The sequence below is a fragment of the Actinomycetospora aeridis genome (assembly GCF_037400275.1).
In the GTDB taxonomy this organism is placed as follows: Bacteria; Actinomycetota; Actinomycetes; order Mycobacteriales; family Pseudonocardiaceae; genus Actinomycetospora; species Actinomycetospora aeridis.
Genome location: NZ_JBBEGL010000002.1, coordinates 504,257 through 530,077 on the forward strand (window position 1 = coordinate 504,257; position 25,821 = coordinate 530,077).

General features: G+C 75.6%; 35 protein-coding genes. 19 read left to right on the top strand and 16 right to left on the bottom strand.

Annotated elements, in window-relative coordinates:
* Nucleotides 1-7: 7 nt before the first annotated feature.
* The 4 genes from paaZ (at nt 8) to WCD41_RS07915 (ending at nt 3,579) form a co-directional block, all read left to right on the top strand.
* Entirely contained in the window at nt 8-2,059 is a 2,052-nt protein-coding gene (paaZ, locus tag WCD41_RS07900) for a phenylacetic acid degradation bifunctional protein PaaZ (RefSeq protein ID WP_337712859.1), read from the top strand.
* Nucleotides 2,052-2,459 (top strand): hydroxyphenylacetyl-CoA thioesterase PaaI, encoded by a 408-nt coding sequence (gene paaI / locus WCD41_RS07905; protein ID WP_337712860.1) that lies wholly within the window; start codon nt 2,052-2,054, stop codon nt 2,457-2,459. Before paaZ ends, paaI begins: the two co-directional genes overlap by 8 nt.
* 118 nt (nt 2,460-2,577) lie before the next feature.
* Complete coding sequence (locus WCD41_RS07910) at nt 2,578-3,213, top strand: DedA family protein (RefSeq protein ID WP_337712861.1); 636 nt, start codon at nt 2,578-2,580, stop codon at nt 3,211-3,213.
* Nucleotides 3,214-3,234: 21 nt separating this feature from the next.
* Nucleotides 3,235-3,579, top strand: a complete 345-nt coding sequence (locus WCD41_RS07915; RefSeq protein ID WP_507237353.1) for a DUF8129 domain-containing protein — start codon at nt 3,235-3,237, stop codon at nt 3,577-3,579.
* Nucleotides 3,580-3,648: 69 nt separating this feature from the next.
* Here the strand turns inward: WCD41_RS07915 and WCD41_RS07920 are convergent, their stop codons facing one another.
* A complete protein-coding gene (locus WCD41_RS07920) occupies nt 3,649-4,371 on the bottom strand; it encodes a molybdopterin-dependent oxidoreductase (protein WP_337712863.1) in 723 nt (240 codons plus the stop codon).
* A gap of 97 nt (nt 4,372-4,468) precedes the next feature.
* Between WCD41_RS07920 and WCD41_RS07925 the strand changes: the two genes are divergently transcribed.
* Genes WCD41_RS07925 through WCD41_RS07935 form a run of 3 tightly spaced genes read left to right on the top strand, consistent with a single transcriptional unit; the run spans nt 4,469 to nt 6,288 of the window.
* Entirely contained in the window at nt 4,469-5,032 is a 564-nt protein-coding gene (locus WCD41_RS07925) for a TetR/AcrR family transcriptional regulator (protein WP_337712864.1), read from the top strand.
* 10 nt (nt 5,033-5,042) lie between these two features.
* Nucleotides 5,043-5,690, top strand: coding sequence for an MSMEG_1061 family FMN-dependent PPOX-type flavoprotein (locus tag WCD41_RS07930; protein WP_337712865.1), 648 nt, complete (start codon nt 5,043-5,045; stop codon nt 5,688-5,690).
* Between the two features lie 7 nt (nt 5,691-5,697).
* Nucleotides 5,698-6,288: a TetR family transcriptional regulator gene (locus WCD41_RS07935; RefSeq protein WP_337712866.1), complete on the top strand. Its 591-nt coding sequence runs from the start codon at nt 5,698-5,700 to the stop codon at nt 6,286-6,288.
* On the opposite strand, the gene WCD41_RS07940 is transcribed toward WCD41_RS07935, so the two are convergent.
* Nucleotides 6,285-7,037 carry a class I SAM-dependent methyltransferase gene (locus tag WCD41_RS07940; protein ID WP_337712867.1) on the bottom strand — a complete coding sequence of 251 codons (753 nt, stop codon included), beginning with the start codon at nt 7,035-7,037 and terminating at the stop codon, nt 6,285-6,287. The genes WCD41_RS07935 and WCD41_RS07940 overlap by 4 nt on opposite strands.
* A gap of 47 nt (nt 7,038-7,084) precedes the next feature.
* Here WCD41_RS07940 and WCD41_RS07945 point away from each other — a divergent pair, with 47 nt between their 5' ends.
* From WCD41_RS07945 to WCD41_RS07965, 5 genes are all read left to right on the top strand, one after another.
* Nucleotides 7,085-7,450, top strand: a complete 366-nt coding sequence (locus WCD41_RS07945) for a hypothetical protein (RefSeq protein ID WP_337712868.1) — start codon at nt 7,085-7,087, stop codon at nt 7,448-7,450.
* 162 nt (nt 7,451-7,612) lie between these two features.
* Entirely contained in the window at nt 7,613-7,963 is a 351-nt protein-coding gene (locus WCD41_RS07950; protein WP_337712869.1) for a YciI family protein, read from the top strand.
* Nucleotides 7,964-7,977: 14 nt separating this feature from the next.
* Nucleotides 7,978-9,207 (top strand): RNA polymerase sigma factor, encoded by a 1,230-nt coding sequence (locus WCD41_RS07955; RefSeq protein WP_337712870.1) that lies wholly within the window; start codon nt 7,978-7,980, stop codon nt 9,205-9,207.
* Between the two features lie 37 nt (nt 9,208-9,244).
* Nucleotides 9,245-9,886, top strand: coding sequence for a DUF1707 SHOCT-like domain-containing protein (locus tag WCD41_RS07960; RefSeq protein ID WP_337712871.1), 642 nt, complete (start codon nt 9,245-9,247; stop codon nt 9,884-9,886).
* A 130-nt stretch (nt 9,887-10,016) separates the two neighbouring features.
* Nucleotides 10,017-10,337, top strand: coding sequence for a hypothetical protein (locus WCD41_RS07965; RefSeq protein WP_337712873.1), 321 nt, complete (start codon nt 10,017-10,019; stop codon nt 10,335-10,337).
* Nucleotides 10,338-10,377: 40 nt separating this feature from the next.
* Here the strand turns inward: WCD41_RS07965 and WCD41_RS07970 are convergent, their stop codons facing one another.
* From WCD41_RS07970 to WCD41_RS08010, 9 genes are all read right to left on the bottom strand, one after another.
* The gene (locus tag WCD41_RS07970) at nt 10,378-10,860 is read right to left on the bottom strand and encodes a nucleoside deaminase (protein ID WP_337712874.1); all 483 of its coding nucleotides are present in this window, start codon (nt 10,858-10,860) and stop codon (nt 10,378-10,380) included.
* 26 nt (nt 10,861-10,886) lie between these two features.
* Nucleotides 10,887-11,321, bottom strand: coding sequence for an STAS domain-containing protein (locus WCD41_RS07975; RefSeq protein WP_337712875.1), 435 nt, complete (start codon nt 11,319-11,321; stop codon nt 10,887-10,889).
* A gap of 145 nt (nt 11,322-11,466) precedes the next feature.
* Nucleotides 11,467-11,694, bottom strand: coding sequence for a hypothetical protein (locus WCD41_RS07980; protein WP_337712876.1), 228 nt, complete (start codon nt 11,692-11,694; stop codon nt 11,467-11,469).
* A gap of 107 nt (nt 11,695-11,801) precedes the next feature.
* Entirely contained in the window at nt 11,802-12,575 is a 774-nt protein-coding gene (locus WCD41_RS07985; protein ID WP_337712877.1) for a glycosyltransferase family 2 protein, read from the bottom strand.
* Nucleotides 12,572-13,174, bottom strand: coding sequence for a class I SAM-dependent methyltransferase (locus tag WCD41_RS07990; RefSeq protein ID WP_337712878.1), 603 nt, complete (start codon nt 13,172-13,174; stop codon nt 12,572-12,574). The genes WCD41_RS07985 and WCD41_RS07990 overlap by 4 nt, the downstream gene beginning before the upstream one ends.
* Complete coding sequence (locus tag WCD41_RS07995) at nt 13,171-13,911, bottom strand: PIG-L deacetylase family protein (protein WP_337712879.1); 741 nt, start codon at nt 13,909-13,911, stop codon at nt 13,171-13,173. The genes WCD41_RS07990 and WCD41_RS07995 overlap by 4 nt, the downstream gene beginning before the upstream one ends.
* Nucleotides 13,908-14,846, bottom strand: a complete 939-nt coding sequence (locus WCD41_RS08000; protein ID WP_337712880.1) for an acyl-CoA dehydrogenase family protein — start codon at nt 14,844-14,846, stop codon at nt 13,908-13,910. The genes WCD41_RS07995 and WCD41_RS08000 overlap by 4 nt, the downstream gene beginning before the upstream one ends.
* 204 nt (nt 14,847-15,050) lie before the next feature.
* Complete coding sequence (locus tag WCD41_RS08005) at nt 15,051-16,397, bottom strand: amidase family protein (protein WP_337712881.1); 1,347 nt, start codon at nt 16,395-16,397, stop codon at nt 15,051-15,053.
* Between the two features lie 11 nt (nt 16,398-16,408).
* Nucleotides 16,409-17,014, bottom strand: coding sequence for a TetR/AcrR family transcriptional regulator (locus WCD41_RS08010; RefSeq protein WP_337712882.1), 606 nt, complete (start codon nt 17,012-17,014; stop codon nt 16,409-16,411).
* Nucleotides 17,015-17,084: 70 nt separating this feature from the next.
* Between WCD41_RS08010 and WCD41_RS08015 the strand changes: the two genes are divergently transcribed.
* Entirely contained in the window at nt 17,085-17,489 is a 405-nt protein-coding gene (locus tag WCD41_RS08015; RefSeq protein WP_337712883.1) for a RidA family protein, read from the top strand.
* Between the two features lie 3 nt (nt 17,490-17,492).
* Here WCD41_RS08015 and WCD41_RS08020 read toward each other — a convergent pair whose 3' ends face one another.
* A complete protein-coding gene (locus WCD41_RS08020) occupies nt 17,493-18,326 on the bottom strand; it encodes an alpha/beta fold hydrolase (protein ID WP_337712884.1) in 834 nt (277 codons plus the stop codon).
* A 107-nt stretch (nt 18,327-18,433) separates the two neighbouring features.
* On the opposite strand from WCD41_RS08020, the gene WCD41_RS08025 reads away from it, so the two are divergent.
* Both WCD41_RS08025 and WCD41_RS08030 read left to right on the top strand, forming a co-directional pair.
* Nucleotides 18,434-19,300, top strand: coding sequence for an NmrA family NAD(P)-binding protein (locus WCD41_RS08025; RefSeq protein ID WP_337712885.1), 867 nt, complete (start codon nt 18,434-18,436; stop codon nt 19,298-19,300).
* Nucleotides 19,301-19,474: 174 nt separating this feature from the next.
* Nucleotides 19,475-19,645: a hypothetical protein gene (locus WCD41_RS08030; protein WP_337712886.1), complete on the top strand. Its 171-nt coding sequence runs from the start codon at nt 19,475-19,477 to the stop codon at nt 19,643-19,645.
* Between the two features lie 87 nt (nt 19,646-19,732).
* Here the strand turns inward: WCD41_RS08030 and WCD41_RS08035 are convergent, their stop codons facing one another.
* Nucleotides 19,733-20,515 carry a thermonuclease family protein gene (locus WCD41_RS08035; RefSeq protein ID WP_337712887.1) on the bottom strand — a complete coding sequence of 261 codons (783 nt, stop codon included), beginning with the start codon at nt 20,513-20,515 and terminating at the stop codon, nt 19,733-19,735.
* A 114-nt stretch (nt 20,516-20,629) separates the two neighbouring features.
* On the opposite strand from WCD41_RS08035, the gene WCD41_RS08040 reads away from it, so the two are divergent.
* The gene (locus WCD41_RS08040; RefSeq protein WP_337712888.1) at nt 20,630-21,205 is read left to right on the top strand and encodes a hypothetical protein; all 576 of its coding nucleotides are present in this window, start codon (nt 20,630-20,632) and stop codon (nt 21,203-21,205) included.
* A 5-nt stretch (nt 21,206-21,210) separates the two neighbouring features.
* Here WCD41_RS08040 and WCD41_RS08045 read toward each other — a convergent pair whose 3' ends face one another.
* Nucleotides 21,211-21,618 (bottom strand): ATP-binding protein, encoded by a 408-nt coding sequence (locus WCD41_RS08045; protein WP_337712889.1) that lies wholly within the window; start codon nt 21,616-21,618, stop codon nt 21,211-21,213.
* A gap of 53 nt (nt 21,619-21,671) precedes the next feature.
* Here WCD41_RS08045 and WCD41_RS08050 point away from each other — a divergent pair, with 53 nt between their 5' ends.
* From WCD41_RS08050 to WCD41_RS08060, 3 genes are read left to right on the top strand one after another with little or no spacing between them, the layout of a single operon-like run.
* Nucleotides 21,672-23,027 carry a PP2C family protein-serine/threonine phosphatase gene (locus tag WCD41_RS08050; protein WP_337712890.1) on the top strand — a complete coding sequence of 452 codons (1,356 nt, stop codon included), beginning with the start codon at nt 21,672-21,674 and terminating at the stop codon, nt 23,025-23,027.
* Nucleotides 23,024-23,392 (top strand): nuclear transport factor 2 family protein, encoded by a 369-nt coding sequence (locus WCD41_RS08055; RefSeq protein WP_337712891.1) that lies wholly within the window; start codon nt 23,024-23,026, stop codon nt 23,390-23,392. Before WCD41_RS08050 ends, WCD41_RS08055 begins: the two co-directional genes overlap by 4 nt.
* A 19-nt stretch (nt 23,393-23,411) precedes the next feature.
* Nucleotides 23,412-23,912 carry a hypothetical protein gene (locus tag WCD41_RS08060; RefSeq protein WP_337712892.1) on the top strand — a complete coding sequence of 167 codons (501 nt, stop codon included), beginning with the start codon at nt 23,412-23,414 and terminating at the stop codon, nt 23,910-23,912.
* Here WCD41_RS08060 and WCD41_RS08065 read toward each other — a convergent pair.
* The gene (locus WCD41_RS08065) at nt 23,909-25,321 is read right to left on the bottom strand and encodes an MFS transporter (RefSeq protein WP_337712893.1); all 1,413 of its coding nucleotides are present in this window, start codon (nt 25,319-25,321) and stop codon (nt 23,909-23,911) included. The genes WCD41_RS08060 and WCD41_RS08065 overlap by 4 nt on opposite strands.
* A 7-nt stretch (nt 25,322-25,328) precedes the next feature.
* Nucleotides 25,329-25,679 carry a DUF3099 domain-containing protein gene (locus tag WCD41_RS08070; protein ID WP_337712894.1) on the bottom strand — a complete coding sequence of 117 codons (351 nt, stop codon included), beginning with the start codon at nt 25,677-25,679 and terminating at the stop codon, nt 25,329-25,331.
* Between the last annotated feature and the right edge of the window lie 142 nt (nt 25,680-25,821).

Here is a 25,821-nt window from a genome sequence, read left to right on the forward strand (position 1 = left end):
CTCGTTGATGAGCATCGTTGCCAGCCACGTCCTCGGCGAGTGGGTCACCCCGGACGTCCCGGCCTCCGCGGGCCGCGCGATGACCGACGCCGTCACCGGCGAGGAGATCGGCCGCCTGTCCACCGACGGCATCGACATGGCCGCGGTCGCCGGCTACGGGCGCCGTGTCGGTGGGGCCGCGCTGCGGGCGCTGTCGTTCCACCAGCGCGCGTCGCTGCTCAAGGCCCTCGCCGGGTACCTGCGCGAGCACCGCGAGGAGCTCTACGCCGTCTCGGCGCGCACCGGCGCGACGAAGGGCGACTCGAAGTTCGACGTCGACGGCGGCATCGGTGTACTGCAGGTGTACGCCTCGCTCGGCAAGCGCGAGCTGCCCGCCGCGGGTCCGTGGCTCGACGGCGACGTCGTGCCGCTGAGCAAGGGCGGCACGTTCGTCGCCCAGCACGTGTACACGCCGCTCGAGGGCGTCGCCGTGCAGGTCAACGCCTACAACTTCCCGGTCTGGGGCCCGCTGGAGAAGCTCGCGCCCGCGTTCCTCGCCGGTGTCCCGTCCATCATCAAGCCGGCGACGCCGACCGGGTTCCTCACCGCCGAGCTCGTGCGGCTGATCGTCGAGTCCGGGCTGCTGCCCGACGGCGCGGTGCAGTTCCTCGCCGGCAGTACCGGCGACCTCTTCGACCACCTCACCGAGCAGGACCTCGTCTCGTTCACCGGCTCGGCGTCCACCGCCCGGCAGCTGCGCACCCACCCGGTGCTCTCGGCGCGTGCGGTGCGCTTCACCGCGGAGGCCGACTCGCTGAACTGCTCGATCCTCGGGCCCGACGCGACGCCCGGGACGCCGGAGTTCGACCTCTACGTCTCCCAGCTCGTCACCGAGATGACGGTGAAGGCGGGCCAGAAGTGCACGGCGATCCGGCGTGCGTTCGTGCCGGCCGCGCAGGCCGACGCGGTGGTCGAGGCCGTCCGGGAGAAGCTCGCGGCCGTCGTCGTCGGGAACCCGTCGGCCGACGGCGTGACCATGGGCGCGCTCGCCGGGCCGGAGCAGCGCGAGGAGGTCCGCCGCTCGCTGAAGTCGCTGACCGACGCCGCCGAGGTGGTGTTCGGCGACCCCGAGCAGGTCGAGGTCACCGGCGCCGACGCCGAGCGCGGCGCGTTCCTCTCGCCGGTGCTGCTGCGGGCGGATCCGGACTCCGCCGCGGTGCACGAGGTCGAGGCGTTCGGGCCGGTCTCCACGGTCGTGCCGTACTCGTCGACCTCCGAGGTGATCGAGCTCGCCGCCCGCGGGCAGGGCTCGCTGGCCGGCTCGGTGGTCACCGCCGACCCGGAGTTCGCGCGCGAGGTCGTGCTCGGCACGGCGCCGTGGCACGGGCGCCTGCTCGTGCTCGACCGCACCGACGCGAAGGAGTCGACGGGCCACGGCTCGCCGATGCCGCAGCTCGTGCACGGCGGGCCGGGGCGTGCCGGCGGCGGCGAGGAGATGGGCGGGCTGCGCGGCGTCGCCCACCACATGCAGCGGACCGCCGTCCAGGGCAGCCCCGACATGCTCTCGGCGATCACCGGGCGGTGGGTGCCGGGCAGCGCGCGCACCGTCACCGACGAGCACCCGTTCCGCAAGCACCTCGAGGACCTGCGGCCCGGCGACACGGTCGTCGGTGGTCCGCGCCGGGTGACCGAGGCCGACGTCGAGCACTTCGCCGAGTTCACCGGCGACACGTTCTACGCCCACCTCGACGCCGAGGCCGCCGCCGCGAACCCGTTCTTCGGTGAGCGCGTCGCCCACGGGTACCTCGTCGTGTCGTTCGCAGCGGGCCTGTTCGTCGACCCGGCGCCGGGTCCGGTGCTCGCCAACTTCGGCGTGGACGCCCTGCGCTTCCTGACGCCGGTGAAGTTCGACGACGAGCTGACGATCACGCTGACCGCCAAGCAGATCTCGCCGCGCGCCTCGGCGGCGTACGGCGAGGTGCGCTGGGACGCGGAGGTCGTCAACGCGGCCGGCGACCCGGTGGCGAAGTACGACGTCCTGACGCTGGTGGCGAAGCGGTCGGAGGGGCGCGATGCCTGAGATCGCCGCGTCCGTGCGACGCATGTGGGACGACGACGCCGCCTCGCGCAAGCTCGGGATGGAGCTGCACGAGGCGACCGAGGGGCGTGCGCGGATCTCGATGCCGGTGACCGACGAGATGGTCAACGGCCACGGCATGTGCCACGGCGGCTACCTGTTCCTGCTCGCCGACTCGACGTTCGCGTGCGCCTGCAACTCGCCGGGCCCGGTCACGGTCGCGGCGGCCGCGGACATCGTCTTCGTCGCGTCGGCCCAGCGCGGCGACGTGCTGCTGGCCGAGGCGAGCGAGCGGGTCGCGTTCGGGCGCAGCGGCGTCTACGACGTCACGGTGTCGCGGCCGCGCGACGGGCAGGTCATCGCGGAGTTCCGGGGCCGGAGCCGGACACTGCGCAGCGCCTGACAGTCGTCACGCTCCGTTCTTCTTCCCGGGCCAGCTGTCGCCTTGACGACGCAACCGCTGTCGGCAACGGCCACGGTGCGTCATGCTCAGGGCGGACCGACCGTGAGGGGAGACCAGCGTGATCGCTGAGTGGCTGCAGGCGATCCCGCCGCTGGCGGTGTACCTCGCCGTCCTCGGCGTGGTCGGGATCGAGAGTCTCGGCATCCCGCTGCCCGGCGAGGTCGTGCTCGTCAGCGCGACGTTGATGGCCACGCGTCCCGAGCTCGCGATCTCGGCGATCTGGGTCGCGGTCGCGGCGCTGGTCGGCGCCGTGGTGGGCGACTCGATCGGCTTCGCCGTCGGGCGCCGCTACGGGATCGGGCTGCTCGAGGCGGCCGGACGGCGGTTCCCGAAGCACTTCGGGCCGTCGCACGTCGCGATCGCCGAGCGGGCCTTCGAGCGCTGGGGCGTCCTCACCGTCATCATCGGGCGCTTCATCGCCATCCTGCGGATCCTCGCCGGGCCGCTGGCCGGGGCACTGCGGATGCCGTACCGCAAGTTCATGCCGGCGAACGTCGTCGGCGGCGTCCTGTGGACCTTCGGCACCACCGCCGCCGTGTACGCGCTCGGGATCGCCGCGGAGACGTGGCTCAAGCGGTTCTCGTGGGCCGGGCTGGTCGTCGCGGTGATCGTCGCCCTGACCGTCGGCGTCCTCGTCAAGAAGCGGGTGATCGGTCTGCTCACCCGCCCGGAGGAGGGTGCGCCCGCGCCCTGAGCGGGTAGGCCTCGGGCTCCCATCCGCGCGAGGAGGTCCCCGGTAGCCGACACAGCCGACACCCCGTTCCCCGACTTCGACCACGCGACGGTCGAGACCGTGAAGCACCGCATCCGCTCGCTCGAGCGCGACGAGGTCGAGGGGCTGCTCGAGCACGAGCGCGCCCACGCGTCGCGGATGCCGGTGATCGAGGTGCTGCGCACCCGGATCGCCGAGCTCGACGCGGGCGCCACCCCGTCCGGCGGCGACCAGCGCGAGGCCCGCGAGGGCGGCACGTCGCACGGCTCGCCCGTCTCCCCCGACGGCGCCGCCCAGCCCGGTCCGCCGGACCGGCACGGTCTGCGTCAGGTCACCTGGGGCGGCTGACCCCCACGTGAGCGAACTTCGGGGCTATGGCACCGAAGTTCGCTCACATACTCCGGACGGGCGCTCGCGCTACTGCTCGGCGGCCCCACGCGGAGCTGAGCCACCCCGGGCGCAGAGCGCGCGCAGCGGCGGGATCAGCCACCGGTACACCGGGCGCACCCACCGCCCGGGGAGGGTGCCGTGGCGCTCCTCCGCCCAGACCCGCGACCGCGGGTGCTCCTCGAGCAGCCGGAGCGCGAGGGAGCCGTGCGAGGTCGTCGGCGGCGCCGTCCGGACCTCGATCCGGCTGAGGTGCTTGGTGCTGACGTAGCCGTACTGGCTCGGGCTGACGAGCCGGACCGGCGCGCCGTGGTCGCTGTCGAGCGGGCGGCCGTCGAGGTTCTCGGCGAGCAGGACGTCGCCCGCCAGCGCGTCCTCGATCGTCACGACCGACCGGTGGTGGTCGAGCCCGCCGAAGACGACGTGGGTGACGACGGCGGCCGGGTCGAGGGCGGGCGCGACGACCTCGCGGTAGAAGCAGTCGAACCCGACGCCCTCCCAGCGCAGGTCGATGGCCGACCAGCCGGCGACGCAGTGGAAGTCCGCGGTCGTCTCGCGGCGCGGCAGCCGCGCGAGGTCGGCCATCGACACCGAGAACGGGGCGCGCACGGCCCCGCGGACCTCGATCGCGTGGTGCGCGGGGACCTCCGGTGCCGGGTGGTGGAGGTGGGTGCCGAAGCGCGGGAACCCCTCGACCGCGCGCTGGCCGGGCGGCAGCCGCAGGCCGTGGGAGGCGGCGTGTGTCGTGGTCATCGCGGTCCCCTCGATCTATACGGGGTCGTATACGACGCCGACGCTAGCAGCGTCTGTACGGTGCCGTACAGACCCGAGCCCGAGGAGGACCGCCGCCGTGGCGCTCGCCCGCACGCCCCGCCACCGCTGGATCGACGCGGGGCTGCAGGCGCTGGCCACCGGCGGGCCCGACGCGGTACAGGTCGAGTCCCTGGCGCGGTCGCTGGGCGTGAGCAAGGGCGGCTTCTACGGCTACTTCGCCGACCGGCCCGCCCTCCTCACCGAGGTGCTCGACGCGTGGGAGGCGCGCAGCACCGACCAGGTGCTCGCGCAGGTCGAGCAGGAGGGGGGCGACGCCCGGACGAGGGCCCGGCGGGCGGCCGAGCTCACCTTCAGTGCCGAACTGCGCCCGATCGACCTCGCCGTCCGCGACTGGGCCCGGCGTGACGCGGCGGTCGGCGAGCGCCTGCGCCGCGTCGACGACCTGCGCATCTCCTACCTGCGCGAGCTGCTCGGGCCGGTGTGCACCGACTCCGACGACCTCGAGGCCCGCTGCCTGATCGCCTTCGCGGTGGCGGTCGCCGATCCCCTCATCGCCGCCGGCCACGGCAGCCACACCCGCGCCGACGTGCTCCGGACCGTGCAGCGCCGGCTCTTCGCACCGCCGCCCGCGGGACCGTAGCCTCGGGCCGGTGGACGAGGTGGGGAGCGGGTCGGGGACGCGCGGCGGCACGGTCATCACCGACGTCGAGCAGCTGCGGGCGGTCGTCGGCGAGCCGGTGGCCAGGGCCGTGACCAAGGTGCGTCCCGTCCTCGACGACGTCGACCGGGCGTTCATCGACGCCTCGACGCTGCACCTGCTGGCGACCTCCGGCTCCGACGGCTCGCTGGACGTGTCGCCGAAGGGCGACCCGGCGGGCGCGGTGCTCGTGGCCGACGACCGGACCCTGCTGCTGCCCGACCGGCCCGGGAACCGCCGCGTCGACGGGATGATCAACATCTTGGGCGACCCGCACGTCGCCCTGCTGTTCCTCGTCCCGCAGCGCCGCGACACGCTCCGGGTGAACGGGCGCGCTCGCCTGCTCCTCGACCCCGACGCCGCGGCCGCCTTCGAGGTCCGCGGCCACCGCCCGCGCATCCTCGTCGAGGTGACCGTCGACGAGGTCTTCTTCCACTGCCCCAAGGCCCTGATGCGCTCCGGGCTGTGGGACCCCGACGCCTGGTCGCCGGCCGACCTCCCGAGCGTCGCGGAGATCGCGCACCGGACGAGCCCCGACTCCTCGCTCGACGAGCTCGAGCAGCGCTACGCCCCGGACAACTACCGCACGCTCCTGTACTGAGCGCGGCGTGGGCCGAGCAGAACGCCACCCGGCGGGCAGCATCCTCGACGCCGCGCGGGAACTGGTCCTCGCCGACGGCGTGCGCGCCGCCACCGTCGACCGCATCGTCGTGGCCAGCGGTGCGCCGAAGGGCTCGATCTACCACCGCTTCGGCACCCTCGACGACCTGCTGGCGACGATGTGGCTGCGCGCCGTCCGCGCCTCGCAGGACCGGTTCCTCGCCGCGCTCGAGGGCTCCGGGGACGCCGTGACGGTCGGCGGCGCGGCGGCGTTGACCCTGTACGACTTCGCCCGCGAGCAGCCCGACGACGCCGCGCTGCTGATCACGCTGCGCCGCGAGGACGTCGACCGGGGGATCCGCGACGAGGACCTCGCCCGCGGGCTGACGACGGTGAACGCGCCGATCGAGCGCGGGGTGGCGGACCTGGCGAGGCGCCTGCACGGCCGGGCGGACCGCGAGGCCGTCGAGCGGACCGTTCTCGCCGTCGTCGACCTCCCCCTGGGCGCGATCCGGCGCCATCTCCTCGCCCGGCGACCACCCCCGCCGGAGCTCCGCGACCCGCTCGGCCGGGCGGTGCGGGCCGCCCTGCAGGACTAGCGCGCCACGACGAGCCGGTACCCGAGATCGGCGCTGCTCCCGGTGGCGACCGTTCCGTGCCGCCGGTGCCAGCGGCCCGCGGCGAGGTCGTCGGCGAGCCGCTCGACCGCCGCGGCGACGAGCGGCGCCGGCAGGCGCGCCAGCCCGGAGGCGGCCGCGCGGACGGCGGCGTCGAGGTAGGCGTGCGGACGGGCCCAGTGGGCGGCGAGGAAGCCGTCGGTGCAGTCCGCCGGCACGGGCACCGGCCGGATCGCGACGCGCCGGCCGGGACCGGTCAGGGTGGCGACGACGACGTCGAGCGTCGCCAGCCCGGTCTCGGCGTCCCCGATCTCGGGCAGGTAGTCCGCGATCAACCAGAAGCGGCGCATCACGGCGGGGTCCCAGGTGAGGACCACCTGGCGTCGCGACACCCGCACCAGCTCGGCGAGGCCCGCGGCGGGGTCGCGCCAGTGGTGCACGGTGAGCACCGCGAGGGCGGCGTCGACGGCCCGGTCGGCGAGCGGGAGCGCCTCCGCCTCGGCGCGGACGGCGGGCGCCGACCCGAGCGGGCGCTGGGCCAGCATCGCCGGCGAGGGGTCGCAGGCGACGGCGGTCCGCCGCGCCGGCTCGTAGGACCCGGCCCCTGCGCCTACGTTCACCACCCGTCGGGCGCCGCCGAGGGCTGCGTCCACGAGCGCGGCGATGCGCGGGTCCGGTCGACGGTGGCGGCCGTAGCCGGGGGCGAAGCGCACGTAAGGGTCCCTGTCCACGAATTAGACGATACGGTCTACTAACGCGCTCGGCGAGAGGGGACGCGGTGGCGATCGGGCTGGTGATGGCGGCCGGGCTGGTGGCGGGCACCGACCCGGCGAGCGCGTACACCCTGCACGTCGGCGGGTTCGTGCTCGCCGCGCCGGCCGCGTTCGCCGGGGTGGCGTTCTTCGTGGCGATGGCCGTCGTGGCGTTCGGCTCGCAGGTCCTGCCCGACTGGTCGGGATGGCTCGCGCTCGTCGGCGTGCTCGCCAACGTGGGCGCGGTCGGCGGCGTCGGCACGCTCACGGGCCCCTGGAACTCCGGCAACGGCCTGCTCGGGGGGATCGCCGCCCCGCTCGGCCTGTTCGTCGTGTGGATCCTCGCGATCAGCGTGACGTGGCTACGGGAGCCGCAGGAGGTGCCGGCATGACGCGGGCACTCGCGCCCTCTGGTCATACTCCGGGCGACCTCACCCGCCCCTGAGGACTCGTCCGGAAAATCTTCGTCGGACCTGTCGATCGGCGCCGGTGCCGTTCGTGGAGGGGTGTGCGGGCGCCGGGCCCGCACGACCCCCGACACCGTGGAGGACCCCATGGCCCACTACCTGCTCAGCGTCGTCACGCCCTCCGAGGGCGAGCCGCCGGCCGAGGACGAGATGAACGTGATCATGGGCAACGTCGCGAAGCTGCAGAGCGACATGCAGGAGGCCGGCGTCTGGGTGTTCTCCGGCGGCCTCGAGGCGCCCGACACCGCGACGGTCCTGCGGCGCAGCGGCGACGACGTGCTGGTCACCGACGGCCCGTTCGTCGAGCTCAAGGAGTACGTGGGCGGTCTGACGATCATCGACGTCCCGGACCTCGACGCCGCCCTGCACTGGGGCCGGCGCTCCACCGAGGCCATCGGCCTGGCGATCGAGGTCCGGCCCTTCCACTGGGCCCCCTGAAGAAGTTGGGCGCCGTGAGCGAGCCCCTGTCCTCGGTGACGATCACCCGGATCGTCACCGAGGAGTACGGGCGCTGCGTGGCGACGCTGACGCGCGTCCTCGGCGACATCGACCTCGCCGAGGACGCCGTGCAGGACGCGCTCACCGTCGCGCTGTCGCGCTGGCCCGCCGACGGCGTCCCGCCGAACCCGGGCGGCTGGCTCGTCACCACCGCGCGTCGCCGCGCGCTCGACCGCCTGCGCCGCGACGCCGTGGGGCGGGACAAGGAGGCGCGCGCGGCCCGGGAGGAGCCGCCGCCGGACGAGCCCGACCAGGAGGAGGGAGGACCGGTGCACGACGACCGCCTGCGCATGATCTTCACGTGCTGCCACCCGGCCCTCGCCCTGCCCGCGCGGGTCGCCCTGACGCTGCGCCTGCTCGGCGGGCTCGAGACCCCCGAGATCGCCCGCGCCTTCCTGGTCCCCGAGGCCACCATGGCCCAGCGGATCGTGCGCGCGAAGAACAAGATCCGGGCCGCGCGCATCCCCTATCGCGTGCCCCACGACGCCGACCTGCCCGACCGCGTGCCCGGCGTGCTGGCCGTCGTCTACCTCGTCTTCACCGAGGGCCACGCGACGGCGACCCGCGACGACCTCGCCGCCGAGGCGATCCGGCTGGGCCGCCTGCTGGCCGAGCTGATGCCCGACGAGCCCGAGGTGCTGGGCCTGCTCGCGCTCATGCTGCTCACCGAGGCCCGCCGGCCCGCGCGCACGGCCGCCGACGGGTCGCGGGTGCTGCTCGCCGACCAGGACCGGACGCGGTGGGACGCGGACCTCGTCACCGAGGGCCTCGACCTCGTCCGGCGCTGCCTGCGCCGCGGCGCCCCCGGGCCGTACCAGGTCCAGGCCGCGATCAACGCCGTCCACACCACCGCGGCGGACACGGCCTCGACCGACTGGGCCCAGATCGTCGCGCTGCACGACCAGCTGCTCGCGCTGGCCCCGAGCCCGACCGTCGCGCTCAACCGCGCGGTCGCGCTCGCCGAGACCCAGGGGCCGGCCAGGGCGCTGACGATCGTCGACGAGCTCGCCGAGCGCCTCGACCGCTACCACCTGCTGCACGCCGTCCGCGCGGACCTCCTCGCCCGCCTCGGTCGCGACGGCGAGGCGAGCGCGGCCCTCGACGCCGCCCTCGCGCGCACCGACGACCCGGACGACCGGGCGCTGCTGACGGCCCGTCGCGGCACCACGGGCGGGGGCGGGTGAACCATCGCCACACCGGCCGTGCGGGCAGGATGGGGGCATGAGCGCGGAGCCCCCCGAGATGCGGATCGGCGACCGCGAGCGGAAGGCCACCGACGACCGTCTCCGCACCGCCCTCGACGACGGCGTGCTCACGCTCGTCGAGTACGACGAGCGCACCCAGCAGGCCTGGGCGGCCCGCACCCAGCGCGAGCTCGACGCCCTCGTCGCCGACATCCCGGGGGCGGCGCCGGCGCCGCGGCCCGCGTCGTCGGCCCCCGCGCCGCAACAGCCGTCGCGGCCCCCGTTCCACGAGCGGATCGGCAAGGCCGTCGTGCCCCTGGTGATCGCCGCGACCGCCGTGTTCGTGGGCGGGCACCTCGTCACCGCCGACGACGGCGCGAGCGTCTTCGGCAACCGCACGGTGCAGGTCGTGCCGGGCGACCCGGAGGTCGAGGTGGGCACGCTGTTCGGGAGCACCGAGGTCGTCGTGCCGCCCGGCGTGGTCGCCCGCACCACCGGCACGATGATCTTCGGGAGCACGCGCTGCGAGCAGGCGTGCCAGCTCCCGCCGGGCGGGGCGTCGCTGCCCGAGGTGGTCATCGACGCGAACGGCGCGTTCGGCAGCGTCGAGGTCGTGACCCCTGCGGAGGCCGCCCAGGGCGGGCTGCGGGACAACGACGACGACGGGGACGACGACTGACGCTGCGTGACCGTCGGTCAGCGCAGAGAATTGCGTGCTCGACCGGGAACATCCCTGCTCACCCGCGCCGTCAGAGTGCCGAACGCCCACCACGACGGGCACCGGGACTCACCGAGAGCGAGCAACGACCATGAGCGAGAACTACCAGTTCAGCAACGGCACCGTGTACGGCGACAACGGCCAGGTGGTCGGCACCTACACCACCGACGCGAACGGCCAGATCGACTCGGTGTCCACCGACGAGGACCACAACGGCTACGTCGACACGGTCATCGCCGACACCGACCACAACGGGTCGTTCGAGACCGCGGTGGTCGACACCGACGCCGACGGCTACGGCGAGACGGTCCTGGTCGACTCCGACAACGACGGCGACTTCGACGCGGGCGCCGTCGACACCGACCACGACGGCACCTACGAGACCGTCGCCACCGACCCCGACGGCTTCTGACCATGTGAGCGAACTTCGGTGCTATAGCACCGAAGTTCGCTCACATACCTGCGTGACGACGGTGGAGGGCGCGGACCTCCTCGTCGAGCGGGGGCACCGGGCCGGCAACGCGCAGCGCCGGCGCCACCTCCGTGATCGGGATCGGGCGGACCGGCGACGGCGGCGCCCCGAGCTCGGCGCGCCAGGCCGTCAGCTGCTCCGACGAGCTCGCGTAGACGATCGGCCCGAGCCCGACCCACGCGTGGGCCGCCGCGCACATCGGGCAGTGCTCCCCGGAGGTGTAGACGGTGCTCGCCGCCCGCTCCTCCGCGGTCATCTCCGCGCCGGCCCGGCGGGCGAGCTCGAACTCGGGATGACGGGTGGCGTCGAGGCTCGACTCGCGGTTGCGGTCCTCGAAGCGCCGGTCCCCGCCCGGACCGACGAGCACGGAGCCGAAGGGTTCGTCGCCGGCCTCGAGCGCCTCGCGGGCGAGCTCGACGCAGCGGCGCAGGTGGGCGAGGTCGTCGTCGGTGAACGCGGTCATGCGACGACCGTGCCACCTGCCCGCGGTCAGAGCCGGAACTGGCCCAGCTCGGCGGCGAGCGCCTCCGGCGGGTCGTGCAGCTCCACGCGGGCCTCGCGGGCCAGGCACCGGATGCGCAGCCGGGCGAGCACCCGCGCGAGCCCGGGGTCGCACCCCTCGAGCCCCGACAGGTCGATGACGAGCTCGGTGCCGGCCTGGCGCTCGAGATCGCCGGCGAGGACCCGCAGACGCTCGCGCCCGACACGGTCGAACCGTCCGCGCAGCGCGAGGGCCACGCAGCCCGGCCCGTAGCGGCGGATGCCGACCGCGGCCCGGCGGTTGCCGGTGGCGGCGGGCTGGGCGTGGGCGACGGCCTCGGCCACGGCGCGCCGGCGACGATCGGCGAGGTCCGCCGGCACGTCGACGTCGTCGATGACGGTGGGGGCGGGGGCGGACAGGTCCTGCTGGGTGTCGATGGTCATCGAGCCTCCCTCGGACGGTCACGGAACGGCCCGGCCCCGAGGGGCGGACCGTGGCGTCCGTCGCGGCGTGAGGGTCTCAACCGACGACTGTCACCCGAAGTTAACCCACGGCGACCGCTCACGCACGCGCCGTACCCGTCGGGCGTCACGACGTCTCCCGCGGGCTGCGGTCGGTGGGCCGGCCGTCGAGCGCGGCCAGGAGCTGCGCGAGCTCGCCGCGCAGCGCGAGGATCCGGGACACGCGGCGCTCGTCGGTGCGCTGCCGTTCGGCGTGGACGGCGTCGAGGATCGCGAAAGCCCGCTCGAAGCGGGGGTCGATCGCCGTGTCGACGTGGGCGCGCCACGACGCGGCGGAGGGGCGGGGCTCGATCATGGGGTGGCTCCGGAGCTACGGGCGCGCACCCTCGTCGGGGCGCGCGCGGCAGGGTCGCTGCGCACCGCCCCGGGCTCGAGCGGTCGTGTCGTCGACGGCCGTCCCGCTCAGGAGATCCGGGCCGCCGGTCCGTCGTCCTCCCGCCGCATCGCCGGACGCGAGGATGACCCGGTGGTACCCGAAGCGGCCGGGATCACACGCGTCGCGAGACCGCGCAGATGACCGGCGAACCCGTCGGGGGCGCGGCCCTCGGTGCGGGCGCTCGTCGTGACGGGATGGGCCCGGTCGCGGACCACGCGGCGCCCGGTCCGGTCGAGACGCTCCACCAGCGCGACGTCCTCGCCGGTGGTGAACGGCGGGAACCCGCCGACACCCCGGTAGGCCGGCACCGCGACGCCGAGGCTCGCGCCGTGCACGTGGCGGTGCGGGTCACCGGCCTCGTAGGCCGCCCGGTAGCGGGCGGGGACGGTGACCGGCCACCCCGTCCAGTCGACGACCTCGACGGTGCCGACCCACGCCTCGGCGCCCCCGGCCCGCGCCGCGAGCTGGGCGGCGAGCCAGTCCGGCGGCACCACGGAGTCGGCGTCGGTCGTCGCCAGCCAGGCGACGTCGTCGAGCAGCAGGCCCGCCCCTGCCGCGCGGGCCCGGCCGACGTTGCACGCCGCGAGGGACAGCACCCCGGCGCCGTGCGCGCGGGCCAGGTCGGCGGTGCGGTCGGAGCAGGCGTCGGCGACGACGAGCACGCGCACCGTCGCGGAGTCCGCCACGGTCGCGGCGGCCGCGCGGAGCCCGGCGAGGCAGTGCCCGAGCAGGGCCTCCTCGTCATGGGCGGGGACGACGACGCCGACCGGGACGAGGGGCGGGACCCGAGGCGTGGTCACCGCAGCTCCGTCTCCTCGGCCACCGACCGGGCCGGCCCCCGCGCGTACACCTCGAGCCGGAAGTCGGCCTCGTCGTGGCGCACCGTGCGGGTGAGGCCGGGCCGGGACGCCAGCTCGTCGTGCACCGCGGTGCCCTCGACGGGGTACTCCGGCGCCTCGCGCAGCCAGTGCACGGCGAGCAGGTGGCCACCGGGGCGCAGGCACCCCTCGACGGCGCGCCAGAACTCCTCGCGGTCGCCGGCGTCGAGGTAGTAGACGAGCTCCGAGGCCACGACCAGGTCGAACGTCCCCTCCGGGACACGGGCCGGGAGCGCACCCTCCTCGACACGCACGTGGGCGCGGTCGGCGAGGCGCGCCCGCGTGGCCTCGACCGCCCGGGTCGCCGGGTCCCAGCAGACGAGCTCGTCGCAGCGGCCCGCGAGCTCCACCGACAGCGCGCCGCCCGCACACCCGGGCTCGAACGCGCGGGCGTACCGCGGGCGCGGCAGCGACGCGAGGACGACCGCGCGCTTGCGCTCCTCGTACCACCCGCGCTCGATGCCCCACGGGTCGGCGTCGGCGGCGTAGAGGCCGTCGAAGTAGTCCGGTCCCAGGCTCACCGCGGCCCCCAGAGGATCTCCGTGTCACGCCGGAACCGGGCGAGCACGGCGTCGGACAGGACGGCCGCGTCCCGCGGGTCGCCGGACAGCGGCGCGATCTGGCTGGTGAAGTGGTCGATCGCGGCGCTCTTGGCGCGCACCGCGGCGCCGGACAGCACGAGGCGCCGCGCGTCGCCGAGCGGCACCTCGCCGGGCCGCGACCAGTGCCAGAGCCACACGGGATAGCGCCAGCACGCGGCGCCGGTGCGGTCCGCGGCGACGCCCGCCCCGGCGGCGGTCGCGTCGTGGTCGGGGTGACCGTCCCCCTCGACGGGGGCGAGGACGGTGTCCCCCGCGCGCAGGACCGCGGCGACCCCGTCGGCGACGTCGTCCGCGGCGACCGCACCGTCGGGCAGCCGGAGCCGCGCCACCGCAGGCTCGATCCCGAGCGCCGCCAGCGCGGCACGGCGCTCCTCGGCGCGCCGGTCGGCGAGCGCGGCCGGGGTCAGCGTGGGCGAGTCCGGGTGCGACGCCTCGCCGTCGGTGACGGCGACGACGGCCACCTCGGTGCCCTCGGCGGCCCAGACGGCGAGCACCCCGCCGACGCCCAGCACCTCGTCGTCGGGGTGCGGGGCGACGACGACGACCCGGCCCGCGGGCCGGACCGCCGCCGGGGCCCGCGCGGGCACGTCCCCCAGCCCGCCGGGGCCCCACCACACGTCCTCGGGCGTCCCGGCGCCCTTGAGCGACGGGCTCATGACAGCGGGTCCGGGTCGTCGGCGGGCACCAGGCCGCCGAGCGTCTCGAGGTCGCGCTCGGCGTGGCTCTGCCGCACGTAGATCTCGAGGTCGGCGACGCGGCGGGCGTGGTCGGCGTGCCGGGCGAGCGGGGCCGGCCCGAGCGCGCGGCCGGTGCGCGACAGCGCGCTGTCGACGGCCGACTCGACGACCGCGCGGACCCGGTGCGCCCGGCGGCGGGCCGCCTCCACGGTGTCGTCAGGTGTCCCGTCCAGGACCGCCGCCGCCTCGCGCAGCATCGACCGGGCGGCGGCGAGGTCGGCGTCCACCGCGCCGAGGTGGGCGAGGCCGTGGGCGTCGAGGCGCCCCTCGCGCCCCGCCCGGCGCAGCGGCGCCGACACCCCCACCGCGCCGCCGAACCAGGCGGCGGCCACCGCGACCGCGCCGTGCCAGAAGCCGGGCCGGTCGAGGTAGGCGCCGGTGTGGCCGATCTCGGTCGCCGCCACGTCGTCGAGGTCGACGGTCGCGGCCGCGCTGCCCCGCATGCCCAGCGCCTGCCACTCGCCCGCGTGCACCGTGACCCCGGCGTCGGCGAGGTCGACGGCGAACAACCGGTGCTCGTCGGCGGTGACCAGGGCGTGCGTGCACGGGCCGGCCGCCCCGGAGCAGAACGGCTTGCGCCCGGTCAGGCGACCCTCCCGGGCGTGCACGGAGGCGGTCGGGGACTCCGCCGCCCACACGCCCCAGCACGAGCCCGGCGGCACGGCGGGACCGTCCAGCTCGGCGAGGATCGTCGTCGCGTCCAGATGCGCCTCGGCGAGACGGGCGACGTCGAGGTCCTCGGTCGCGGCGGCGGCGAGCACCGAGAAGTTGTGGCGCGTCCGGCCCTCGCCCCGCGGTGACGGGTCGGTCCGTAGCCGGTCCAGGACGGGCCGGAGCGCCTCCGCTGGGGTCATCGCTCTCCTCGTGGGCGGCACGGGCCCACACGCGCCGGGCGGCGGCGGGCAGGCACGGGTGGCAGACCGCCGCGGCGCTGGGGGGCGGAGGGCTGTACCCCGGAGCGGAGATCGGTCGTCTGGGCGGACCGGCTCGGGCTACCCGACGGTCACCGGGCTCATCCGTGATCCACGTGGCACGACGGGGAGGTCACGGGAGCCCCGTCATCCCCGCGCCCGCTCGATCTGCGCGGCGACCGACACGAGCCGCGCGTCCTCGCCGGCCCCGGTCACGCACTGCACCGCGAGCGGGAGGCCCGGCTCCGACCGGCCGACCGGGACCACGGCCGCCGGGAGCCCGGCGTGGTTCCAGACCGGGGTGTGCGCGTAGTGCTGCCCGAGCGCCAGCATCGTCGGCAGCCCGCGGCGACCCGCCCAGTGACCGACGGGCTGCGCCGGCCCGCGGGCCGGCGGCGTCAGCAGCACGTCGACGCCGAGGTCGGCCAGCACCCGCCGGCCGAAGGCCTCGCCCTGACGTCGCGCCCGGCCGATCACGGCGTCCGGGACCCGCCGCCCGATCCACGCCACCTCGGCCGTGCGCGGCTCCAGCAGGCCCGGGTCGTCGACCTCCGCGGCCGCGCCGGCCAGCCCGTGCAGCATCCGGGCGACGAACCCGGTCGAGGCGGCGCCGTAGCGCACGCGCACCTCCCGGACGTCGTGGCCGAGACCGGCGAGGAGGTCCGCGGTCCGGCGCACGGCGGCCTCGAGCTCGGGGTCGAGGGGCAGGGCCGGCGACACCGGCGAGGCGAGGTCGACGCCGATCCGCAGCCGGGGCGGCTCCTGCTCGGCCGCCGCGGCGAGCGGGGTCGGGAAGTCGCCGAGGAGGTCGAGGTAGGTCGCGGAGTCGGCGACCCGGCGGGTCACACAGCCCTGCACCGAGAGCCCGTTCCAGCCACCGCCGGGGGTGCGGCCGGCGCCGGGCTTGATCCCGACGAGCCCGCAGCACGACGCCGGGATGCGGATGGAGCCCGCGCCGTCGCTGGCCGTCGCGATGCCGACCGCGCCACCCGCGACCGCGGCCGCCGAGCCGCCCGACGACCCGCCGGACGTGCGCCCCGGGTCGACGGGGTTGCGCGTGATCCCGAAGCGCTCGGACTCGGTGAACCCGTAGAGCGCGAGCTCGGGCAGCGTGGTCCGCCCGATCGGCACCATCCCGGCGGTCGCCAGCGTCGTGACCACGGGCCCGTCGGCGCGCGCCGGCGTCGACCGCGCCCGGGTGCCCCACGACGTGACGTGCCCGGCGGCGTCGAGGTCGTCCTTCAGCGCGATCGGCACCCCGAGCAGCGGGCCGTCCTCGCCCGCCGCGCGCCGCCGGTCGGCCTCCCGCGCCGCGGCGGCGGCACCCTCGTCGTCGAACGCGGCGAAGGCGTTGACGCGGGCATCGACGGTGCGGGCGGCGCGCAGCGTGGCCTCGGCGAGCTGCACGGCGGTGACGGTGCCCGCTCGCAGCGCGGCGGCCTGGTCGAGCGGGGTCGCGGTGACGAGCGCGGCGGCGGGCGAGGGGGCGTCCACGGACCCGGACGCTAGCCCGACCAGCCGGCCTGCACCGACGCCGCACACCGCCGGGCGTCGTCGCCCGCCGCGGTGAACACGGCGGCGAGCAGCGCCGGCACGTGCTCGGCGAGGGCCTCGCGGGGCAGGACCTCGGAGATCACGAGCAGGAGCAGGCCGTGCCCGGAGGCCCACTGGCGGGTGGCGACGGCGACGGGGTCGGCGTCGACGAACCGCCCCGCCGCGACGGCCCGGCCCGCGGCCTCGACGAGCACGCCGAACGCGGCGCCGGCCGCCTCGGGGTCGGGCAGGTCCGCGGCCGCGTCGAACATCGCGCGGTAGAGCGCCGGGTGCTCGAGGGCGTTCGCGGCGTAGGCGGCCCCCAGCGCGGCGAGGTCGCGCACGGGGTCGTCGGTCGGCGCCACGTCCGCCAGCCGGCGGGCGAGCCGCGCGAACCCCTCCTGCCGGACCGCGCCCCACAGCCCTGTCATGCCGTCGAAGTGCGTGTACACGGCCATCGTCGACGTGCCGACCCGCGTGGCGAGGGCCCGCAGCGTGACGGGCTCGCGGGCGACGAGCATCGCCGCGGCCTGCTCGATGAGTGCGGTGCGCACGGCGGGATCGGGGTATCGGGGCACTTGTGCAGTGTGGCATAACGCTGCTATACATAGCGAGACATAACAGCGCTATCCCATCACGGAGGACACCATGACCGTCAACCTGCTCAACCCGGCCGGCCTGCCCGCTCCGGACGTCTACCGCCAGGTCGCGGTGGCCACCGGGAGCCGCACTGTGTACGTGTCCGGCCAGGTCGCCCGCACCGCCGACGGCACGCCCGTCGGCCCGGGCGACCTCGCCGCCCAGACCGACCAGGCGTACCGCAACGTGGCCACCGCGCTCGCCGGCGTCGACGCCACGCTCGCCGACGTCGCGAAGATGACGGTCTACGTCGTCGACCTGACGCCGGAGAAGATGGGCGCGTTCGGCGAGGGCGCGATGCGCGCGGCGATGGCCCTCGGCCAGGTCACGCCGGCGATCACGCTGGTCGGCGTCACCGCGCTCGGCGAGCCCGACCTCCTCGTCGAGGTCGAGGCCACCGCCGTCCTCGCGTGAGGCTCAGCCGAGGAACTCGAGCAGCGCCGCGTTGAACTCCTGCGGGTGGGTCGCGTTGAAGCCGTGCGGACCGCCCTCGACCACGACGGTCCGGCTGTCCTTCACGGCCTCGGCGGTGCGCCGGCCCGAGACCTCGAACGGCACGATGGCGTCGGAGTCGCCGTGGATGACGAGCGTCGGCACGTCGATCTTCGCGAGGTCGTCGCGGAAGTCGGTGTAGCTGAAGGCCCGGATGCACTCCAGGGTGCCCTTCGGCGACGCGAACTCGGCGATCTCGCGGTGGTAGAGCCGCGCGGGCTCGCTGATGAGGTCGGAGCGGTCGCCGGCGGTGAAGAAGTTCGTGACGAACCCGTCGAGGAACGCGACGCGGTCGCCGGTCACGCCGTCGAGGAAGCCCTGGATCGTGGCGTCGTCGAGCCCGCCGTCGGGGTTGTCGTCGGTCTTGTAGAGGTACGGCGGCACCGCGCCGGCGAAGACGGCCTTCGCGATGCGCTCGCTGCCGTAGCGGCCGAGGTAGCGGGCGACCTCGCCGCCACCCATCGAGAAGCCGACGATCGTGGCGTCGCGCAGGTCGAGGTGACGCAGCAGGGCGTCGAGGTCGGCCGCGAAGGTGTCGTAGTCGTAGCCCGACCACGGCTGCGACGACGAGCCGAAGCCGCGGCGGTCGTAGGTGACGACGCGGTGGCCGGCGTCGACGAGCGCCGGCACCTGCTTCTCCCACGAGCGGCCGGACAGCGGCCATCCGTGGATGAGCACGACGGGGCGCCCGGCACCGTGGTCCTCGTAGTACAGGTCGATCGGGCTGCCGTTCTCGTTCCCGATGGTGACGGTCGGCATGGCTCTCCTTCTCATCGTGCACGATGTAATCGTCCACGAGCTAACTACCCACGCCGTCGCTCGTCAACCGCGTACCCCCTGTCGGACCCCTCGGGCACGCTCGCGGCATGACCGTCGCGATCACCACCCCACGGGGTCATGTCGGCTCCCACGTCCTGCGCGCGCTCGTCCGGGCCGGGGTCCGGCCGCGTGTGCTGATGCGCGACCCCGACGTGCTCGACCCGGCGTGGCGGCCCCACGTCGAGGCCGTGCGCTGCGACCAGGGCGATGCCGACGCGGTCGTCACGGCCACTCGCGGCGTCGAGGCGCTGTTCTGGGTCAGCCCGACGAGCCACGAGGGCGACCCCGTCGAGGCGCACGCGCGGCTCGGTGCGCACGTCGCGCGGGCGGTCACCGAGAACGGCATCGCCCGCACCGTGTTCCAGTCCAGTGTCGGCGCCGAGCAGCGCCACGGCGCCGGCGAGATCGACGGGCTCGCGCGGGTCGAGGAGGCGCTCGACGCCACGGGCGCCCCGGTGCTGCACCTGCGGTGCGCCTACTTCTTCACCAACCTCGGGCTCGACCTCGACGGCCTGCGCGAGGGCGTGCTGCGCACGGCGTGGCCGCTCGACGCCCCGATGCCGTGGGTCGATCCCCGCGACATCGCCGAGGTCGCCGCCGCGCGACTGCTCGCACCGTGGACCGTCGGCGGGGTGCAGGCCGTGCACGGGCCGCGGGACCTCTCGTTCGCCGAGGTCGCGGGCCAGCTCACCCGGGTGCTCGGACGGCCGGTGCGTGCCGAGCGGGTGACCGACGACGACGTGCGCGCCGGCCTGACGGCGGTCGGGCTCGGCGACGCCGCGGTCGAGGCGATCGTCGGGATGGCGGTCGGTCTGCGCGACGGCTTCGTGCCCGAGCAGCCGCGCACGGAGGTCACCACGACGCCGAGCACCCTCGCCGGCTGGGCCGACACCCACCTGCGCCCGGTGCTCTGAGCCGGACGTCGATCACCGGGCGCCGCTCGTCCGCGGTGATCGACCATCGGCCGCCCGCACCGTGCCGCCTGATCGATCAGGTCCCGCTCGCGGGAGCGCCACGCCGCGTGACCGCGTTCACTGGGTGTCAGCCACCCCCGGGCCCCGCGGTCCGGCACACAGGAAGGGACAGACATGATCAAGAATCGGGAGCTGGCCCTCATCCCGGACTCCGCCCTGGAGCTCGTCGAGCCGCCGCCGACCTCGTCGGCGCCCACGCCGCGCGCGTCGACCGCCCGCGCGTCCCGGGCGCCGCGGGCGACCGACCGCCGTCCGGCCCGCCGTTCGGAGTGCTCCGCCCGCTAGGTCGTGTCCGACCGATCGCGGTCGTGGGACGTGCCGATCCCGGTGCACCCGGCGCCCGTGATCTCCGGGGTCCCCGGACCCGAGGGCTCAGCCCTCCCCGCAGTACCCGTCGCGGTCGCCGTCGCGCTCGCCCGGCAGGCACGGGTGCCCGGAGTTCCCCGACCGCGGGCGTCGCGCCCCGCCGTCGGACGAGGACGAGGAGCCGGAGGAGTCCGCCTCGGTCCGCCGGGTCGCCGTGCGGGGCGACACGGTGCGCGGGCGGTCGACGTCCGCGTCGGGCGTGGCCGTGCGCCGCGTCGTCGTCGGCGCGGTGCTGGTGGCGCCGCAGGTCCGGCCGTTCGTGTCGATGCGCCGCAGGGTCGCCTGCACCGCCGGTGAGGCGTCGTTGCGCCCGTCCGTGTAGATGGCAGTGTGGTCCTCGGCGACCATCGACGCGGCGAAGTCGCTGCCGCCGGCGGTGACGTGGCGCAACATGCGGCCGTAGCGGTCGCGGTCGACGCCGGGCTCGGCAGCCAGGGTCACCGGGGCGGTCAGCAGGCGGGCGCGGGCGGCGTCGGTCGCGCGGCGCCCGCCGGCGGTGGCCGCCTCGCAGGAGTCGATGCCCAGCACGCGGACCTCGTCGCCGGAGGCGAGGCGGAAGGTGTCGCCGTCGATCACCTCGAGGACCGGGGCCGTGGCCCCCGCGGCGGGGGCGCCCGGCGATAAGGACGGCGAGGACGGCGTGGACGGCGTCGACGTCGCGGAGAGCGACGACGAGCTGGCGACGGTGCCGGCCGGTGGCGTGCCGGCGCCGCCCGACAGGTCGGTCGCGGCGACGAGGCAGAACACGCCGACCGCGATCCCGGACCACACCTTGTACGCCTGGCGCACGTCGACGTCCCCTCGAACCGGCGATGATCGTCGACCTTGTCGGGCACGGGGGTCCGGTCGTTACCGATCCGACGCGGACCGTCACGAATCGCGCCTCCCGGACGATCAGCCGGTGTGGCCGTGCTCCTCGTGATCAAGTGGCTCGTGATCACCGCGTCGCTCCTCGCCGTGCCGTTCGGCATCTGGTGGGCGATCGACCGGTCCCGGCGCCGGGCACCGGTCCTGGCGATCGCTCCCCCGATGCCGGCACCTCCCGTGCCGATCCGTCCCGCGCGGCCCCCGGCGCCCCGGCGTCCGGCCGCGACCGGGCGCCCCGCGGAGCCACCCACCACCCCCATCCCCGTACCGCGCGCCGCCGCGGCGGCGCCCGTCCTCGACGCCGACCGCGAGGTGGTCGTGACGCGCGAGGAGGACCACCAGGACGTCCTCGCCGGACTCCACCGCCCGGGCGCCGCACCGCGACCGGTGACGGTCGAGCTGTGGTCGTCGACGGTGACGCGCGGGAAGTACCGGGGCGACTACGCGGTCGAGGTGCGCATCGACGGGCGGCGGGTGGGCGAGCTGACCGCCGCGATGAGCGCCCGCTACCGCCACCTCGTGGACGTCATCGGTCCCGTGCGCTGCCGCGGCGTCGTGACGCACGGCGCGCGCGGTTTCCAGGTCGATCTCAAGCTGCCCGAGGTCGTGTAGGTGACTCAGGCGGGGTGCCGCAGCGTCACCGTCGTCCCCGACGGTCCCGGCCGCACCGAGTAGGCGTCGGTGAGCTCCTCGATGAGCGCGAGGCCACGCCCCCGGTAGCCGTTCGGGTCCGACGGGGGGCGCCACTGACCGTCGTCGGAGACGCTGATGACGACGGCGCCGGGGGCGGCGGGGTCGCGGTGCGCCGAGAGGGTCATGGTGCCGGGCTCGTCGCGGCCCGCGTACGCGTGCTCGGCCGCGTTCTCGAGCGCCTCGCTGACGGCGAGGGTCAGGTTGTCCACCACGTCCGCGTCGCGGTCGGACAGCGCGCCCCGCAGCCACCCGCGCAGGGCCCGCCGGAGGCGTCCGACCTGCGCCGGCGTCGCCGGTACCTCGAGGTGCAACATGTCGTCGACCTCGCCCACGAGTGCCCCACCTCGTCCTCTCGCGCCCCCGTCCGGACCGTAGGCTGTTCCCGGTGGACGAGGAGCCCAATCCGGGACACCGGATCGACGATCCGCGGCGCGTCGCGGCCGTCGTGGCGACGGGTCTCGTCGACACGCCCCCCGAGGAGGCGTTCGACCGCCTCACCCGGTTGGCCTCGGACCTCGTCGGCGCCCCGATGGTGTTCGTGACGCTCGTCGACGACGACGTCTCGTTCTGGAAGAGCGCCACCGGCGTCGACGACGAGATCGGTCCCCGGCAGTACCCGGCGAGCGAGTCGTTCTGCCGGTTCGTCGTCACCTCCGGCGCCGAGCAGGTCATCCCCGACACCGGCGCCGACGGGCGCACGAGGGGCATGGCCGCGGTCGAGACGATGAACATCAGGGCGTGGGCCGGCATCCCGATCCGCGCCGCGAACGGCGAGGTGCTGGGCACGTTCTGCGCCATGGACGTCCGGCCGCGGGAGTGGACCCACCGGCAGCTGGAGATCCTGCGGACGCTGTCCCAGGCGGCCGGCGGCGAGATCGCCCTGCGCAGCGCGCTGCAGGAGGCACGCCTCGCCTCCGCGGCCGCCGAACGGCACGCCGCGAACGCCGAGCGCCACGCCGAGCGCGCGGAGCGTTCGGCCGCCGAGGCCACGGAGCTCGCCGAGACGCTGCAGCAGAGCCTCCTGCCGGCGAGCAACCCCCGCATCCCCGGCATGGAGGTGGCCGCGCGCTACCGCCCCGGCGGCGGCGGCGCCGAGGTGCTGGGCGACTTCTACGACGTCTTCCCCGTGCCCGGCGGCTGGGGCGTGGTGGTCGGCGACGTCTGCGGCAAGGGGCCGTGGGCGGCGCGCACCACGGCGCTGGCGCGCTCGACGGTGCGCGCGCTCGGGCACACCGAGGACGACACCGAGGCGGTGCTGGCCGCGCTGAACGACGTCCTGCACGTGTGGTTCGCCGGGCGGCACAGCTTCGTCACGGCCACCTACGCCACCATGACCGCCGCCGACGAGGGGTTGCACACCGTCGTGGTCAACGGCGGGCACCCGCCGGCGTTCCTGCTGCGCGCCGACGGCGAGGTCCGCCCGTTCGCCGGCGGCGGCCGCGCCCTGGGCCTGCGCGCGGAGGCCTCGGTCGGGCGCGAGGAGGAGTGCCTGCGACACGGCGACAGCCTCGTCTTCTACACCGACGGGGTCACCGAGTCGCGCCCGCCGGGCGGCACCGACCAGTTCGGCGAGGAGGGCATCGTCCGCGTCCTCGCCGGGCTCCCGCCCGCGTCGAACGCCGAGACGGTGGCCGAGGCGGTCAGCCGCGCCGCGCTGGACCACGCCGGCGGGCAGGTCCCCGACGACACCGCGATCGTCGTCGTCCGCAACCCGACGAGCCCGATCCCGGAGCCCGCATGACCACCTTCCGTGCCGCCGTCGAGCGCGGCGACATCGACGCCGCCGTCGCCCTCCTCGCCGAGGACGTCGAGTTCTCGAGTCCCGTGGTGCACACGCCGTACCGGGGCCGCGACGCCGTCGCCCCGATCCTGCACGCGGTGTTCACGGTGTTCGAGGACTTCCGCTACGTCTCGGAGATCGGCACCGAGGAGCAGGACGAGCACGTCCTCGTCTTCCGCGCCCACGTCGGCGACCGCGAGATCGAGGGCATCGACCTGCTGCACCACGACGCGTCGGGCGCGATCGACCGGCTCACGGTGATGATCCGGCCGCTGTCGGGCCTCCAGGCGGTGGCGACGACGATGCGCGCGAGGCTCGGCGGCTAGACGCGGCAGACTCCGCGCCGTGGACGCCGCCTACGACGCCGAGCCCTGGTCCGACTTCGCCGCGGGGATGGCGGGCGCGGCCGCCGCCCTCGCCGGCCTGTTGTTCGTCGCGGTCTCGATCAACATCCGGACGATCCTGACCGATCCGCGCATCGCGGGCCGGGCCGCGCTGGCGCTGATCCTGCTCGCGCTGCCCGTCTTCCTCTCGCTCGTGCTCCTGATCCCGGGTCAGGGTGACGTCGCGCTCGCCGTCGAGCTGCTCGTGATCTCCGCGGTCACGGTGCCGTCGCTCGGCTACCTGGTCCGCCCCGCCGCCCACGCGGCCGAGCAGCCGCTGTCGTCCTGGATCGCGACGAACGTCGTGCCCTCCACGGTCGCGGCGCTCGCCCCCGTGGTGGCGGCGGTCGGGCTGCTCACCGCGTCTCTCGGGGGGCTCTACTGGCTCCCGGCGGCGGTGGCGATCGCGCTCGTGGGCGGGCTCGTCAACGCGTGGGCCCTGCTCATCGAGATCCTGCGTTAGACGTCGGTCGGGACGCCCCGGGCCGCGGGCCGCGCCGTCAGCGCACCGACCACGGCCACGACGGCGAACGTCGCGAAGAGCCATTGCGCGGACGCGAGCGGGTCGGCGCCCCCGAGGGCGAGCCCGGCGCCGCCGAGCGCGGTGCCCACCGAGACGGCGAGCATCTGCACGGTCGTCACCGCCGCCGAGGCCTTGTCCGCCTCGGTCTCGTCGACCTCGGCCGCGCCCTCCGCGTCGGGCTCCGGGTCCGCGCCGCCGATCGCGGACGCCGCCAGGTGCGGCCAGGCGGTGCCGATCCCGAGGCCGCCCGCGAGGAGGCCGGCGATCCACAGCACCACGGCGACGGGGCCGTCGAGCGTCAGCAGGCTGACGGCGACGAGGACGGTGCCCGCCGCGAGCAGCACGGGCCCGCCGACCACGCGGGGCCGCGGCCGCCGGGCGGACGCGCTGATCATCTCGCCGAGCACCCAGCCGGCGCCGAGCGCGACACCGAGGAATCCGGCGAGCACCGGGACGAGGCCGGCGACCTGCTGGCCGACCAGCGGCACGAACGCCTCCACCCCGGAGACGCCGACGAGCACCGCCATCAGGCCGTAGATCCAGCGCAGCGGCGAGCCGGGGCGGAACGTGGCGCGCGGGAGCACCGCCGCCGACGTCCGCCGCTCGTGGACGACGAACAGCACGAGGAGCACGAGCGCCGCGAGCAGCCCGAGCCCGGCGACGAGCGGGTCGGCGGCCAGCCCGGCGACGCTGAGCACGGCCGCCGCGGCGCCGACCAGCAGGACCGAGCCGACCGGGAACGGCCCGGGCGACAGGCGCGCACGGGCGCGGTGCAGCGCCGACGGGACGATCGCGGCAATCACGAGGCTCCCGATCACCAGCACCCCGAACGCCCACCGCCACGCGCCGACCTCGGCGAGCAGACCGCCCAGACCCGGTCCGACGATCAGCGCGACACCCCACATCGCGGCGATCAGCGCGCTCCCCCGCGTCCACAGCGTGCGCGGGAGCGCGATGCGGATGAGCGCGTAGCCCATCGCGGCGAGCAGTCCCCCGCCGACGCCCTGGACGACGCGCCCCAGCAGCAGGACCGCCATCGACGGGGCGACGGCGTCGACGAGCGCGCCGAGGGCGAAGACCCCGAGCGCGACGAGGTAGGCGCGCGCCGCCGCGACCCTGGCGAGCACCCGGCTCGTCAACGACGACGCCACGACCGCGGCCAGCAGGAAGAGCGTGGTCGGCCAGGCGTAGAAGGCGGCGCCGCCGATCTCGGCGACGGCCGAGGGCAGCAGGCTCGCGGTGACGTAGGTGTCGACCGCGAACATGAGCGTGCCGCCCGCGAGCACCGTGACCGCCCCGCGGTGTGCCGGGGCGACCAGCTGCGCCCAGGAACCCGACCCGCTGCTCATCGCGCGGTCACGCCGCCCGGTCGGACGGCGCGTCGATCACGATGCCCGACTCGAGCGCGCGGGTCGGCCGTGACTCGAGGACACGGTCGCTGCGGTAGCGGGCCACCTTCTCACTCCTGCGCGGCGGTCCGTCGTTGGCGATGAGCACGGCCACCCACGGCAACGGCACGGACGCCATCACGAGGACCGCCGCCGCCATCGTCCACCCGAAGCCCAGGGCGAGCACCCCGGCGACGACGAGGCACGGGATGCGCATCGACATGATCAATGAGTAGCGGCGCCGGCGGGCGGCGAACTCCTCCGCGGGGGAGACGGGCGCGCCGGTGATCAGGACAGGACTGCTCTCGTGACGTCGCACGATCGGCTCCTCTTCCGGACCCCGATGTCCGGACGTGCGGCCCCGACGCGTCGATCTCGGCGCGATCTCGGGCCGGCATCGGTATCAACGTCACGACCCCCCACACACATCCGGCCGCCCTCGGGCCGCGGTGGTGGCAGCG

Excerpts from the sequence above, each read along its gene's own strand:
- paaZ (WP_337712859.1), top strand. The coding sequence starts at position 8 with ATGAGCATCGTTGCCAGCCACGTCCTCGGCGAGTGGGTCACCCCGGAC.
- paaI (WP_337712860.1), top strand. The coding sequence starts at position 2,052 with ATGCCTGAGATCGCCGCGTCCGTGCGACGCATGTGGGACGACGACGCC.
- WCD41_RS07920 (WP_337712863.1), bottom strand. The coding sequence starts at position 4,371 with ATGACCACGACACACGCCGCCTCCCACGGCCTGCGGCTGCCGCCCGGC.
- WCD41_RS07950 (WP_337712869.1), top strand. The coding sequence starts at position 7,613 with ATGGCCCACTACCTGCTCAGCGTCGTCACGCCCTCCGAGGGCGAGCCG.
- WCD41_RS07960 (WP_337712871.1), top strand. The coding sequence starts at position 9,245 with ATGAGCGCGGAGCCCCCCGAGATGCGGATCGGCGACCGCGAGCGGAAG.
- WCD41_RS07965 (WP_337712873.1), top strand. The coding sequence starts at position 10,017 with ATGAGCGAGAACTACCAGTTCAGCAACGGCACCGTGTACGGCGACAAC.
- WCD41_RS07970 (WP_337712874.1), bottom strand. The coding sequence starts at position 10,860 with ATGACCGCGTTCACCGACGACGACCTCGCCCACCTGCGCCGCTGCGTC.
- WCD41_RS07975 (WP_337712875.1), bottom strand. The coding sequence starts at position 11,321 with ATGACCATCGACACCCAGCAGGACCTGTCCGCCCCCGCCCCCACCGTC.
- WCD41_RS07980 (WP_337712876.1), bottom strand. The coding sequence starts at position 11,694 with ATGATCGAGCCCCGCCCCTCCGCCGCGTCGTGGCGCGCCCACGTCGAC.
- WCD41_RS07995 (WP_337712879.1), bottom strand. The coding sequence starts at position 13,911 with ATGAGCCCGTCGCTCAAGGGCGCCGGGACGCCCGAGGACGTGTGGTGG.
- WCD41_RS08000 (WP_337712880.1), bottom strand. The coding sequence starts at position 14,846 with ATGACCCCAGCGGAGGCGCTCCGGCCCGTCCTGGACCGGCTACGGACC.
- WCD41_RS08015 (WP_337712883.1), top strand. The coding sequence starts at position 17,085 with ATGACCGTCAACCTGCTCAACCCGGCCGGCCTGCCCGCTCCGGACGTC.
- WCD41_RS08020 (WP_337712884.1), bottom strand. The coding sequence starts at position 18,326 with ATGCCGACCGTCACCATCGGGAACGAGAACGGCAGCCCGATCGACCTG.
- WCD41_RS08025 (WP_337712885.1), top strand. The coding sequence starts at position 18,434 with ATGACCGTCGCGATCACCACCCCACGGGGTCATGTCGGCTCCCACGTC.
- WCD41_RS08030 (WP_337712886.1), top strand. The coding sequence starts at position 19,475 with ATGATCAAGAATCGGGAGCTGGCCCTCATCCCGGACTCCGCCCTGGAG.
- WCD41_RS08055 (WP_337712891.1), top strand. The coding sequence starts at position 23,024 with ATGACCACCTTCCGTGCCGCCGTCGAGCGCGGCGACATCGACGCCGCC.
- WCD41_RS08065 (WP_337712893.1), bottom strand. The coding sequence starts at position 25,321 with ATGAGCAGCGGGTCGGGTTCCTGGGCGCAGCTGGTCGCCCCGGCACAC.